Source organism: Nostoc sp. LEGE 06077 (assembly GCF_015207705.1).
Classification (GTDB): domain Bacteria; phylum Cyanobacteriota; class Cyanobacteriia; order Cyanobacteriales; family Nostocaceae; genus Nostoc_B.
This window is the reverse complement of record NZ_JADEWI010000011.1, coordinates 102,092-116,387: the sequence shown is the minus strand read 5'-3', so window position 1 is coordinate 116,387 and position 14,296 is coordinate 102,092. Positions and strand designations below refer to the sequence as shown.

The 14,296-nt window shown below is 40.2% G+C and carries 8 protein-coding genes and 1 pseudogene; 2 read left to right on the top strand and 7 right to left on the bottom strand.

Annotated elements, in window-relative coordinates; all coding sequences use genetic code 11:
* Positions 1 to 7: 7 nt before the first annotated feature.
* Complete coding sequence (locus IQ244_RS10595; protein ID WP_193893320.1) at positions 8 to 1,909, bottom strand: ArnT family glycosyltransferase; 1,902 nt, start codon at positions 1,907 to 1,909, stop codon at positions 8 to 10.
* A gap of 213 nt (positions 1,910 to 2,122) precedes the next feature.
* Positions 2,123 to 2,755, bottom strand: coding sequence for a hypothetical protein (locus tag IQ244_RS10590; RefSeq protein WP_193893318.1), 633 nt, complete (start codon positions 2,753 to 2,755; stop codon positions 2,123 to 2,125).
* A gap of 779 nt (positions 2,756 to 3,534) precedes the next feature.
* On the opposite strand from IQ244_RS10590, the gene IQ244_RS10585 reads away from it, so the two are divergent.
* On the top strand, positions 3,535 to 3,867 hold the full coding sequence (locus IQ244_RS10585; RefSeq protein ID WP_193893316.1) for a DUF565 domain-containing protein: 333 nt from the start codon (positions 3,535 to 3,537) through the stop codon (positions 3,865 to 3,867).
* Positions 3,868 to 3,903: 36 nt separating this feature from the next.
* Positions 3,904 to 4,941, top strand: coding sequence for a glycerate kinase (locus tag IQ244_RS10580; RefSeq protein ID WP_193893314.1), 1,038 nt, complete (start codon positions 3,904 to 3,906; stop codon positions 4,939 to 4,941).
* 3 nt (positions 4,942 to 4,944) lie between these two features.
* On the opposite strand, the pseudogene IQ244_RS10575 reads toward IQ244_RS10580, so the two are convergent.
* The 5 genes and pseudogenes from IQ244_RS10575 to IQ244_RS10555 form a co-directional block, all read right to left on the bottom strand.
* Positions 4,945 to 5,093 (bottom strand): annotated as a pseudogene (locus IQ244_RS10575) (Uma2 family endonuclease); the annotation flags it as partial.
* A 36-nt stretch (positions 5,094 to 5,129) separates the two neighbouring features.
* A complete protein-coding gene (locus IQ244_RS10570) occupies positions 5,130 to 6,113 on the bottom strand; it encodes a response regulator (protein ID WP_193893312.1) in 984 nt (327 codons plus the stop codon).
* Entirely contained in the window at positions 6,103 to 10,815 is a 4,713-nt protein-coding gene (locus tag IQ244_RS10565; protein WP_193893310.1) for a PAS domain S-box protein, read from the bottom strand. Before IQ244_RS10565 ends, IQ244_RS10570 begins: the two co-directional genes overlap by 11 nt.
* A 940-nt stretch (positions 10,816 to 11,755) precedes the next feature.
* A complete protein-coding gene (locus IQ244_RS10560; RefSeq protein ID WP_193893307.1) occupies positions 11,756 to 13,213 on the bottom strand; it encodes a protein adenylyltransferase SelO in 1,458 nt (485 codons plus the stop codon).
* 59 nt (positions 13,214 to 13,272) lie between these two features.
* A complete protein-coding gene (locus IQ244_RS10555) occupies positions 13,273 to 14,142 on the bottom strand; it encodes an endonuclease/exonuclease/phosphatase family protein (RefSeq protein ID WP_193893305.1) in 870 nt (289 codons plus the stop codon).
* Positions 14,143 to 14,296 lie beyond the last annotated feature (154 nt).

The following is a 14,296-nucleotide window of genomic DNA, read 5'->3' as shown; positions in this document are numbered from 1 at the left end:
GCATAATCTAAAGGCTCAAATCCTCAGATTTTTTGAGAAGTTGCTCATCTTGCGTCTCAGGTTTGAGCGAAATATCTTGCTTTTGTTGTTTCATTTTTTTGAAAGAAATTCTAATCAATTGATAAGCACCTTTTGATGCTAAATTTTCATAATTGTCAGGTGGCAAATCCATTTTGACTAGATTTTTATGTTCTGCTAAAACTATTAATCCAGGAGCTTTTACTGGCATATTTGTTTGGTTTTGGATATAAACAATAGCATCAATCGTAAGTTTGATAAAATTTACTTGTTTATGACTATAAAAAACTACACTTGGTTTTTTAAAGCCAACCATTACCAATTCTTCATTGGGTTGTTTTACCTGAGTAATAACATTAGAAATTTCTCTTAAAGGTAGCTGTCGTTCTTGATCCATCAAAAACATCGCTGGCATCAAAACAACAATTAAAAATGCGACAAACCCCAACAAATTAGCAGCAATAATTCCTGGCCAACGACGGGTAATTAATAAAAATGCCACACTTATAGCACTCAAAAACCAAATAGAACTGCCTAGTTCAATTAAACCCGAATTTTGTAGGGTTTGGCGGAAATTTGGTGCAGCTTGATCGCTACCTAATAACTGAGATATTTGCAATATGGCTACAGACAATGCCGAAAACAAAAAAACATTTGTCCAGCCACTAAACCAGAAGAATTTCTGAGGGGAGCGAGAACTAGATGTAGATAGTGAAGGAAAGTAATCGCTCCACAATAAAGCTACCAAAATAGCAGCAGCAGGCATTAATGGTAAAACATAACTAGGCAGTTTGGTAACAGCAATTGTGAAAAAACCAAACACTCCCAAAAACCAAACGCACGCAAATAAACCTAATTGCAGCGATCGCTCTTGGACTAGCCATTGCGATCGCTGCCAAAATTTCAGTCGCGCGAAGGCTACGGGTAAATATACAGAGTATGGTGCAAAACCTAAAAGTACTACCAAAAAGTAAAAATACCAAGGCGCTGAGTGACCATTCACTACTTCGGTAAAACGGTCTAGGTTGTGATAGCCAAAAAAGGAATTAATATAATTCCAGCCATTGCGCCAAATTACTAAGGCATACCAAGGAACTGATAAAGCCAAAATTATTAGTAATCCTAGCAGCGGCCGCATTTCTCGCAGCACTTCGCCTAATTTGCCTAAATACAGCAAAAAAGCCAGAATTACTATCCCCGGTAAAACTATACCCACAGGGCCTTTAGTTAAAATCGCCCCAGCAATTAATACATAACAAGCTAAATACCATTTATTTGGGAGTAGGGAATGGGAGACTTTTGTGCCATTTTCCTCTTTACTCGCATATCCGAGGAAAAAACATAACAAGGAAGAGGCGATGCACCCAGTTAGTAGCATATCCGAGACACCGGTTCTCCCCCAGACAATCATTTCTGGATTGAGCGCCATAACAGCGGCGGCGATCGCAGCTGTTATGTAGCGCCGGGTGGGGCGTTCAACTTGTTCGGCAATGTCTTGCTGGCCCAGATGCCACTGTACAGTATAAAAAGCCAAACTAATGACGGCGATCGCCGCGATCGCTGAGGGGAGACGCACCGCCCACTCATTCACGCCCATAATTGAATAAGCGATCGCCTGACACCAGTAAATTAAAGCAGGTTTATCAAACCGAGTTACACCATTAAAAAACGGCGTAATCCAGTCACCAGTGATAAACATTTGTCGGGATGCTTCCGCAAACAATGGCTCTGTTTCATCAACTAAGCCAACACTACCTAAATTCCACCCGTAGCCTATCCACCCAATCAGCATCAACCACAAAACTGATAAAGTCACTGCTAGGGATGGACGCTGTGCTATCTTGTTGAACCATCGGTCAACAGTGTGGAAATTACTCAATTTCATCTTCATTTAGTTTTTAGTCAGCGCTCAATAGTTAATCGTCAATAGTTATGAGTCAACAGTCAATAGTTATTAGTCGTTAAATAGCCAGATTTTGTTCTGGATTATTGCTAATTCGCACTATTGATCAACTCAAAACTATCAACCTGAGAGTAATTGGGAATTGCTCTCAGGTACATACTAACTAGCCTCTAGCCCATAACCAAATAAGAACCGCGATAACTATTGACTAAGTACCAACAGCCATTCTTTTGTTTGAGCATTCCACGTCGGTAGGGAAGTTTCGCCAACAACATACGGCCCCCAGTAGCGTCGAGAACCATCCTGGGCAAAAGCAACTAAAATATCTCCTTTTTCTAGCTGTAAGTTGCCATTAGGTAAAGAAAGTAACAAACCTTTGCTACTCCCTTCCTGGGGCGCAAAATCCCAATGGGCTGGAAGATCATAGTTAATCTTGCTAGTAGTCGAGCTTTTACCCTTTAATTGCCGTGCGAGTAAGGCCAGGCGCACAGGCTGATCCGTTTGATTACTCATTCGCAAAATTCCTGGTTTTTTGGCACTACTAGCTCCATTTGGCCGATTTACCAGGATAGACTGAACTTTGCTAGTGCTTTGTTCTACTTGGGTGACTGGTATTGTTGTGGTACTGGAAACATTTGTCGAAGTAGCTGTAGCATCTAAAATAGGCAATTCTGAATTACTTTTTGACTGAGGAATATTAGTAGATGCTGTATCCGATGTATCAGGATTAGTAGTCTCAAATGAAACACTTAAATCTAAACATCCTACCAGCAATCCAAGCAGCCCCAAGCAACAAGCTGTAACAGCAGCCTTACGATACACCTGAGATTTCATTTTGATATTGGTTAGAAATAATTTTTTGTTTAGTCTTGGCCAAATATTAGCCTATTCTCTGCCGTCAGGATTAGAGAAATTTACTGATTTCTCTACACTAGACTCTCGTGAAATCAAGCTATGCAATGTATCATACTTATCATTTTTCTAAAATAACCATTGGAATGATTAGTTACCTTAATTTTACTTAAAGAAGCTTTCTATAGGTTATTGTTCCATTGGGTTTTACAGTAGGTTAGCAACCTTAGGCAAATAATATTACATAAAAATAAACATTCAACCGTATAATTACATCTAAATATTTTTAGCCTTGGCGTAATCTGAACAACAAGATGTCTGTTGTTAAACCCTGAGAGATATGAACGCAAAAATATTTATATTTATTAACAATCCATGATTAATCATGCCAAGATTCTGCTGCTCATGAGGCAATGAAATAAAATATACATCTAAGTAAGTATTCAGGAGTCAGAATCCAGGAGTCAGGAGTGTTAAAAAATCAGGAGAAATATTTGATAAATAAATTTATTAATTCTATAAATACTTGGGTACTGAATTCTTACCATCTAAATTTAGCAGTATTGATTTTTTTTAATCTCAGTAGGGATGTAGGCTATGGGAATCCGATTTGATTATTGAAATTACTTGTGTAGGTAAGGAACAGGGAACAGGACAAGAAATAACATAGGTATACTGAGTTTTTTCTCCAAATCAAATATGATTCCTATATGTATGATTTTTTGATAAAAGTAATTTGAATAATTGAGAATATTTGATTGATGCAGAACACTAGAATTAACAATTTATTAGATGCAATTGCCAAGAGTTTAGGACAATTATTTCGCAATCCTTGGCGGCGACTATCACTATTGATTATTAGTTTTTTATTCGGCTTTTTTCTGGGTACAGCTATTTCTACTATAGCGGGACAAAAGGCAGAATTAGATATTGTTGTAGCCGCATTTTTAGTATTATTAACTGAGTTAACAAGCAGGATATTTTATAGTCGTAACTTGTTTGCTAAAAGAGCGCTGTGGCTGGAATGTTTGAATATTTTGAAAGTGGGATTTACTTACAGTTTGTTTGTGGAAGCTTTTAAGTTAGGCTCTTAGAAAATTTGTGCATAGTGGTGGTGAGGAAAATTAGCAATGTATTCTTGGCTCGGAGAAATTATCGCAGAGGATATTCCAGAGTTGACTTGGCAGCAAATACGAGTTGCAGCACTGGCTGATCCTTTAAAAGCAAAGGCTTTTGGGATTACACAGACAAATGTTGATGAAATGATCCAAGAGCGATCGCAGTTACTCAAATTTGTTTTACCAGCTTTTCGGCAATTCTGCCAAACTAATCTGCGTGCCAACTTTGAAGAAATGTTAGAGGTGTTGTGGGATTTATGGCTACCTCTAGGAATGAAATTAGCCGCACACCGCCACAGCTTAAACCGTCCTTTGATTCAAGGAATCTTAGGAGTACAAGGTACAGGCAAAACTACAATGTGCCAAGTTTTATCCTTAATTCTTCAGCAGTTGGGATATCGCACTCTCAGTTGGTCATTAGATGACTTATATAAAACTTACAGCGATCGCCTAATTTTATTACAACAAGACCCCCGCTTGATTTGGCGAGGGCCACCAGGAACCCATGATCTAGATTTAGGCTTAAATGTGTTAGAGCAAATTCGCCAAGGAGAAACGTCTGTAACTGTTCCTCGGTTTGATAAATCGCTTCATACAGGTGCAGGCGATCGCACCACTCCAGAAATTATGACAAATATAGATATCCTATTATTTGAAGGCTGGTTTGTGGGTGTGCGACCAATTGATCCAATGTTTTTTGATTTAGCACCGCCACCGATTATTACCGATGCAGACAAAGCATTTGCCCGTGATATAAATCGTCAATTGAGCAATTATCTTCCATTGTGGGAGCAATTAGATAGCTTGATTTTGCTGTATCCCACAGATTATCGCAGTTCCCTAGAATGGCGTAAGCAAGCGGAACAACAGATGGTGACTGCTGGTAAATCAGGAATGAGTGATTCAGAAATTGAAGATTTTGTCAACTATTTTTGGCGATCGCTCCATCCAGAATTATTTCTCAAACCCATGCTGCGATCGCCATCGGTTGCTGATTTGGTAATTGAAATTTCTCCAGATCGGACTTTTGGTGCAATTTACAGTTTATAGAGCATCAGAATGAATTTGTTGTAATCGTGGTTGAATCGAATCAGTCAACAGAATACTTTGAGGATGCTCCTGAAAATTTTCCCAAAACTGCCATCAGATTCTGGTAGTTGGGTATGCTCTGGTAGGACAAGGCGGACAACTTCACTAGTCATCGTGTTCTCTCCCTGATGCCTGACAGTACAAAGATATCATGTACCCCAACGAGGAATAGAGAAATTGTAAGTTGATTGCTTGTTAGACTGCTGAAAGCGATCGCGCCCTTCAATTTTGGCTTGATATAATGCGCGATCGGCAGCAGAAATCATATCTTGAAAGTCAGAACCAGGTTGAGGAATATCCGCTGCTACCCCACCACTAATGGTCACATAACCACTGACTTGCGAATTGCTATGGGGAATGGCCAATTTTCTCACCACTGAGCAAATTTTTTCTGCTAAATTCGCGGCTCCCTGCATCTCTGTTTTGGGTAAAATCACAGCGAATTCTTCACCACCATAACGAGCAACTAAATCCGCCGGACGTTTAACTGTATCTTTGATGGCTTGTGCTACCTTTTGCAAACAGCGATCGCCTGCCCGATGTCCATAAGTATCGTTGTAAGATTTAAAGTAATCAACATCACACAAAATCAAAGACAAAGGTAATTGTTCTCGCGCCATCCGTTGCCATTCTTGGGAAAAATATTCTTCAAAGCGTCTGCGACTAGCTACTTGAGTTAAACCATCAATAGTCACCAATCTTTGCAATTCTTGATTAGCAGCTTCTAGTTGTTTTTGAAGCTGAGATTGCTGAATTAAGCGTTTGACCCGCTGGCGTAAGACTGGCCAGTGAATTGGTTTAGTCACATAATCAATTGCACCCGCATCAAAGGCTTGGTCAACGGACTCTTGATCTTCTAATCCCGTAATCATCAACACTGGCGTATACTTGCCTTGGTCTAAAGATTGTAACTGCATACAACACTCAAATCCGTCCATCCCCGGCATAATGGCATCCAACAGGACAATCTGGGGTTGCAATTGCTGAAACATAATTAACGCTTCGATGCCATCTCGTGCCTCCGCTATCTGATATCCATCTCGCTCTAAGGCTAGTCGCAGCTGGGTGCGGATAAATGCTTCATCGTCAACAATCAAAACTAGAGATTGGTTTTTGTAAAAGTTAGTTTTCATTATCCCCCTCCTCCAGTTCTAATTGCAATCCCGTTTTGACTTGCTCATACTCTTGCTGAAGTTGTGACAAGATATCTGCACACCCGACAGGATCATTACTTCTACCCTTTGCTTCTAACTGCTTACACAGTTGAGCAAGGCTGGTGGCTCCGACAGAAGCACTACTAGACTTGAGTTTATGAGCCGTCTTCCATAAAGTTTCGGCATCTTCTGCTGCCACAGATGACTGAATTTCTTGTATGAGTTTTGGAGCTTCTAAAAAATAACAGTGCAGTAGTTCTATAAATGCTACCTGATCCCAGGCCAACATCTGACGCAAAGATTGCAAAACTTTGTGATCAATTGCAGATATTACTAAATTTGGCGTTTTAGATTGACTCTGGGATGGCAGAAATGTTTGTATTGGTGGTTTTTCCGTAGGGATAAAAGGCTGACATTTCCGCAGTGCTTTGACTAACTCTGCCATCTGGATGGGTTTGCTGATGTAATCATCCATCCCAGCGGCTAAACAAGCTTCGCGATCGCCGCGCATAGCGTTGGCTGTGATGGCAATAATATAAGGACGAGTACTCGCTTCCCATTGTTGAGAAATAATTTGGCTGGTTTCTAGCCCATCCATTTCGGGCATATGTATGTCCATCAACACTACATTATATGGTTGACGTTGCAATGCTTGAATGACTTCTCGTCCGTCAGCTACTACATCTGCTTGGTAGCCAATTTTCTGCAACATTAATAGTGCCACTTTCTGGTTCACCAAGCTATCTTCTGCCACGAGAATCTTGAGGGGTATTTTCTCGGCTAAATGAACATCAAAGGGAGAAATATGTGAACGAGAAATATAGGACGGGAGTAAATGATGTCCGCAGGTATGAGTTAGAACGTAGTGGAGTTGAGATTGTTTGATGGGTTTAGTTAAACAGACAACTAGTTCCAGATGATTAAACTCTCTCACTATTTCTGGGGTGCTTAAAGAAGCCAACAGGATTAATGGCAGATTTTGACCACCCAGCTGCTGACGAATAGCTTGAGCTAATTGCAGTCCGTCAGTTTTGGCCATTGGCAGATCGAGAATGGCAATATCAAACTCCATTCCTTGTGCCAGTAAAGCTAAAGCTGCTTCACCTGATTCAGCAATGTATGTTTGCATTTGCCAGAACTGTACTTGCAAGCTGAGAATTTTGCTGTTGGTAGGATTCTCATCCACGATTAGCAGTCGCTTACCAGCCAATTGAGCAAAAGAAGTAGTCACTTCTGATGATGCGGGCTGGGTCAGGACTTTGCTGGTAATTGTAAAGTAAAAAGTAGAACCATCAGGGGAGAAAGTTGCAGACACAGGCTTGTGATTTTGCCAGCCAGGATCAGGATTGCCACCAATACAGCCACGACTCTCAACCCACAAACTACCATACATCATCTCACTCAAGCGTTGGCTAATAACGAGTCCCAGTCCCGTACCGCCGTAAAGTCTAGTCATGGAGGCATCTGCTTGGATGAAGGGTTGGAATAGCCGGGCCATTTTCTCTGGAGTGATACCAATACCTGTGTCCTGGATGCTAAAGAGAATTTTGCAGGTGGTTTCGAGATGGGGCGTTTCTAATTGGTTAGCGTATACAGAGAGGACAACTTCGCCTTGCTGGGTGAATTTAATTGCATTGTTGAGCAAGTTCATCAACACTTGGCGCAAGCGTGTGATGTCGCCGATAATATGTGTCGGCACTTGGGGATGGATGAGGTAAATTAGTTCAATCTGTTTTTGGGCAGCTTTTGGCGCTAATAGGTCAATTACCTGTTCTACACAGGCTTTTAAATCAAAGGATTTTTCTTCTAGTTCCAGCCTACCGGACTCAATTTTGGAGAAGTCGAGGATGTCATTAATGATGGTGAGTAAGGCATCGCCACTAGTATGCACGGTTTCTACAAGGTCTCGCTGTTGGGGAGTCAAGTCTGTATCCAATAACAGTTCTGTCATCCCAATCACAGCATTCATCGGGGTGCGAATTTCATGGCTCATCATGGCCAAGAATTCACTTTTGGCGCGGTTAGCTGCCTCTGCTTGACGTTTGGCCTGTTCTAGGGCAAAGTTCTTTAAGGTTAGTTCTTCCCGTTGACGAGTTTCTTGTTCTAATAAATGGGCTTGGGCGAGAGCAATGCCGACTTGGGCTGCGACTGCTTCTAATAATTCAATTTCTGCTGTTGTCCATTGGCGAAAATAGCTGCACTGATGTAAGCCGATCGCACCATTCGCTTCTCCTTGATAAGATGTGCGGACTGCTAACATAGACTTTAAGCCCATTTCTCGGCAAATTGCTTGCGATCCTTGGAGTAAAGGGTCAGCATATACATTATTAGACGCGATCGCTTTATCCTGGGTCATCATTTGCTCGGCATGGGGATTACCGATTACAGGAATTTTCACTGTTTCCCGACTGGCGTAGGTGGGAAAATTATTATACTCTGCCACCAAGGGAATGTAGGGTATGGTATCGCTAATATAAGAGTGAATTAGGCAGCGTTCAGCTTGAAATGCTTGCCCAATTTGGACGGCGGCAGTGGCAAAAATTTCTTTGCTATCCAGACTTTGCCGGATTTGCTGGGTAATTTGTTTTAATAGTAGTGTTTGATGTAATTGTCGCTGCAATGCTTGTTGTGCTAGTACTCGTTCTGTGATATCGTGATTAAAAATTACACTGGCAATAGGTTGGCCTTGTTCATCTTGTAAAAGAATGACTGTAGTTTCACAAATTCCTTGACTGCCATCTTTGCGGATAAATTTAATTTCCCCAGCCCAACGTCCTTGCCGCTGAATCTCTGGCAAAATCTGGGGTATGAGTTTAGTAACTGCCTCCGGTGTATATAAAATACTCGTAGTTCTGCCCAATATTTCGGCTTTGCTATAGCCAAACATCCACTCAGCCGCACCATTCCAGTCAATAATTGTGCCGGTTAAATCAGTGATAATTACGCCATCATACATATTCTCAAAGATCAGGGCTTGGCGTTGCAAAGTTAATTCTGCTTGTTGGCGATCGCTAATATCTTTATGAATCCCAATAAAATGGCTTAATCTCCCAGTGTCATCATGAATTGGAGAGATGCTCAATTCATTCCAAAATAAACTGCCATCTTTGCGGTAGTTACGCAACAATACTTGGCAAATCTTCCCAGCTTTCATGGATGATTGCAGTTGTTGAATTGCTGGTTGTAGAGGATCTGTTCCTGGCAAAAAAGCACAGTTATAGCCAATAATTTCCGCAGCACTATAGCCTGTGATTAATTCAAAGGCAGGGTTAACATAAATAATTGGTTGATGCGGAAGTCTGGCATCAGCAATTGTGATTCCATCACTAGCTGCGGCTAGGGCGCGTTCTCGCAATCGGAGAGTTTCTTCAACTAGCTTCAAATCTGTAATCTCAAACATAAACCCCCTGAGCATCATGGGGGTTGCATTATTCTTGACAACATTTACAATGTCCCGCAACCACACTACTCGTCCACTAGCGGTTAACATCCGATATTCAAATTCGTGGTTTTCTGCTTTTGCAGCGGCTTCTTGGCAAACTCGCATCGCCTGTTCTCGGTCGTGGGGATGCAGATGATTCAGCCAAAAATTTTCTTGATACCATTCTTCTAGAGGATAATCTAATAAAGCTTCTGCTTGTGGGCCAATATATGTAAATCGCCAAGTTTTGACATCGAATTCCCAAGGAATTACTTTTACTGTTTCTAATAATTCTCGCAAGTGAGTTTCACTAGCACGCAGAGCAATTTCAGTTTTTTTATGCTCATAAATGCGGTCTGCTAATTCTTGATTAATGGCAGCTATCCGTTTGTTTCTGCGTTCGGTACTCTGAGCAAAATAAATACATAATGCTAATATGCTGGCGATAAATAACCCAGAAACTAAAACCACTAATGGCAGCGGCGATCGCAAGTTGGTTAATAATTCTAAAGAAGGATAGACTGCTATTTGCCAGTTGCTTCCATATAAATCAAGGCTTACTTGCTGTTGCCAATTTAATAGCTGGGTTGGTAATAGGTTCTGTCCGTAAATTAATTGTCCATCCTCAAAGACTCTAATTTGATACCCTGGTGGCAAATGCACCAAAGAATCTAATAATGGTTGAATCTGAAAAACTCCGACGATCAAGCCATTAAACTGTTCGCCAATCCATAATGGCAGGTATGCAAAAAATCCTTTCTTACCTTGAAGCAGTTCAAATGTGGGCGTAAAAGTTGTTTGCCGGCGGTTGCGTGCTGTTTCTAGTGCTGTGCGTAGTTGAGGTTTTTGAGTTAGCTCTAAAGTCTGGGTGATTTGATAGTTAACTTCAGGTACAGTCCATCTAACACGCAATGATGGATCTATCCATCCCAGAGTTTGATATCCTCCAAAATCTTGGATGTAGGCGGCTGCTTCAGTGCGCCATTTTCTCTGATCAAAGTTATCATGCAATTGCCAGTTTTTGCCCATCCGCTCTAGTGCCAGAATCCGCATCTTGACTTGGGCTGTTAATTCTGTTCTAATGGCGATCGCTTGTTGTTGAACCAGTTGTTTAATATTATATTGCTCTTCAATTACTAGCTTCTGCCAAAGCAGAACTACGGCAACTGCAACAATAATACCAACCAGTAATGGCAGCAACTCTCGTTTGCTGAAAATTTCTCTTGCTGGGAACTGATGATATCTGTGCTGCCTAACCACTTATTCATCCTCTAGCACTTTCAGCATTTGTCTGAATGATTATTACTGTTAATTAAAATTATGAATATTTATTTTACAATATCGAGATTTTTAAAATTAATTTTTTCTTGTATTTTTTGCAGAAAATGCTTAAATTTTACTTATATTTTTTCTTTTGTAACTATCTAATGCCTATTTAGAAACAAAAATGATTTATTTTTGGCAAATAAATATTAATAAAAGTTTATGTTTGCTACTGGCATTTTTGCTGGCTGTTAAATTGTGAGTTTTCAACTAATACATCTATCATGTTGTTAACTGGCTATTTGATGGTTTTTAAAGCTCTCATTTATCCATTTCTGACTATCATCGTAATAACTGCTCTTTATTTAATGAAAAACATGACAACAAAATTTAAAAGCTAATAGCCAAAATCTATAGCAGTCTTATTTTATATCTGAATAAAAGAGACAAGGAGGAGAAATGTTGGGAAATCATTGAGGATTGCTATGGAAGTAAAAAAGCTGTGATGATTGGCTTTGACTCCAAATACCATTTAGAGGAGTTTTCTTGTTTATAAAACCTAAATTTTTAGGGTATGAAGTATAGCGCAGAAGCATAATTCCTGTTTTGAATTTTTAGATTTTTATCGCATTAATTTGCAAAATACTGTAAAGTTAATAACAATATCTCAGACTCATCTTTGATTTTAGCCAAAAATCAGTAAATTTCTAGCCAACTTCTTGGCTGTAGACTATTCTCCCTTCCCTGCCTACGCAAATAATTTTCAGCATCAAACCGGATTTCTCTACAAAATTTGGATTTAGCATTGCTCAAAAATAAGTATGAATATAGGTACAGACATGAAAATATCTGTACCTATCCCAATAATGTTTGATCAAAATTAAATTCGGTGCGGATAGTGAATAGCTTCTGAATTCTTCTCCAAGTGAAAGTTATGCTACTGTTTCGATTGAATTTGATGAATTAAATCCATAAAATCTTGCCAGTCATCAGCCTCAGTAATGGGTTGCCAAATTGATTCAATTACGGGTCTAATCGGTACAGTTTTAGGGTTATGATTGGATAAGCTTTGGGCGATAACTGCCATCTCATCTAAATCAAAATGATTTAGGATTTTATGGTAGGTTATGCACCAATTATCAAAAATGGCAGAAGTACCTGCGGCTGGAACAATTTCTGAATTGTTGAGTACACAACCGGGATCATCTCGCCACTTAGAAGAAAAAGTCCGAGCCATTTCTGAGAAAAAGAGATGATAACCAACTTGGCTTTCTTTTAAGAATGTAATGGTTAATTCTAAAAGTTCGTCTGCTTCTGGATGGTTCAACTGCTCAAAACCCAATTTTTTCAGCATTAAATAGCGATATTCTGCACCATAATAGTTATCAAAGCTGGCTAATCCAGCTTGCATATCAGTTAACTCAATAATTGCCTTGAGTGGTTCCTGAAGCATTTCTAAATTCCATTGGCAAATATTGGGTTGATGTCCATAACAATAACGTTTGTAATAGTCGAAATAAGCAGCTGTGAAATAAGGGTCATAAGTAGGAATAAAAGCATAAGGGCCATAATCAAAGCTTTCCCCAGTAATTGACATATTGTCAGTATTGAGAACTCCATGACAAAAACCTGCGGCCATCCACTGTGCGACTAGTTCGGCAACTCGCTGGACTAATTCGGCATAGAATAAGGCGTATTTATCTTGTTCGGTGACTAAATGGTGGTAATAATATTCAATTACATGATCTAACAACTTTTTACTTAGATCAGGACGCTGCAAATAATGGAAACGCTCAAAATTACCAAAACGAATATGAGAATTGCTCATTCTCACCATAACGGATGAACGTGTGGGGGAAGGTTCATCACCCCGCCATAGAGATAACCCAGTTTCAATCATGCTGAAACAGCGAGAGGTGCGGACTCCCATTTGGTGTAATGCTTCAGCGGCCAAAACTTCCCGTACCCCGCCTTTGAGTGTCAGCATCCCATCACCACCACGAGAGTAAGGTGTTCGACCAGAACCTTTGGTACCAAAATCGTATAATTCACCATCACTGGCGCGGACTTGACCGTACAAAAAGCCTCTACCATCACCTAAATAAGGGTTATAGTTACCAAACTGATAACCGTGGTAACGCAGTGCTAACAAAGGCTTGCGTCCCTGGAATTTGCCAAAAGCGGTAATAAAATGCTCATCTGTAACTGCTTGGGGGTTTAGTCCTAAATCAGATAACAGTGCATCATTACGCCAGCGCAAAATATGCTGAGGGAATTCCTCTGCGGCTACTTCATCGTAGTAATCATCCCCCAAAGATTCTAAGGCTGGTTCATAGTTGAGGGTGAGCAAAGGATTGAGGGAGTTTTCGTGGTTGGGAGTTTCAGCCAGAGTCATTACGCGCCAATTTAAAAGGATTATTCCCTTCATCCTACCTCTGACATCAGCAGAGCGCCTTATCTCGTTGCTTTGAGAACTGCACGAAGACCAAAATGATCGGATGGATAAATTTTCCCCTCTGTACCGGTTACTGGTTCACAACCGAACAAGTCAATTGACTGCGCTTGCCAATCATGGTTTTGACTTCGTAATAAAATGCGATCAAGCCTAGCTGGTATTCCCTGTAAACTCATCAACGCCGCTAAGGAGTTGCGTTGGGGGTCAAATGTATAACCTGCTGCATCTGGATGTAGTTTTTGCCAGATATCGATATATCCAGCACCTGTTAATATCTTTTCTTGTTCGTTACCTCGCGGATTGAAATCACCAGCTATCAAGCTATTTCCTGGTAGTTGTTGGAGATATCCAACTATGGTAGTTAGCTGATGCTGGCGTTTTTCTAGGGCATTTTGAGAGCGATGGCTGGTTAAATGCACTGCGGCAATGTGCAATAATTGACCATTAATTTCATAACTGCCTACCAATACCCGCTTGCGTCCAAAAAATTGATGGTCAACGAGTGTAAAAGGCAGACGCGACAATAATAAATTACCGTAAGGTCGCACTGTTGCAGCTGTGCTGGATTCGCAGATGTAATAATTGCGTAACCAAGTTTGCGATAAAAGTAAATCTAATAAATTTGGTGTGGCTTCTTGGATGGCGATAATATCGGCGTTACATTGACGTAACTGCTCAACAATTGCGGGTAATCTTTTTTCAGTGGCGATTTTCTCCTTTTCGTAGAGGTCACAAAGGACGTTAAAATTAGCGATTGTCAAAGTTGCTAAATTGACAGATGCCACAGGTTGTGTATTTGCTTGCCAACCTTGGATATCGTATTTATAAACGGGTCGCGGAGTGAATATTTGCTTTGCTGATTTTGACATCTGCGCTTTTTCTTGATTATCTATAGGCTAAAAGCAATACTTAGCATAAGTAATTATCAATTATTTCCATTACATTTTATTTTGAAGACAAAATATAAGATTTAGATAATCGTATACATAGTAAATTATTGATGGTTGATTGCATAAATCGAGT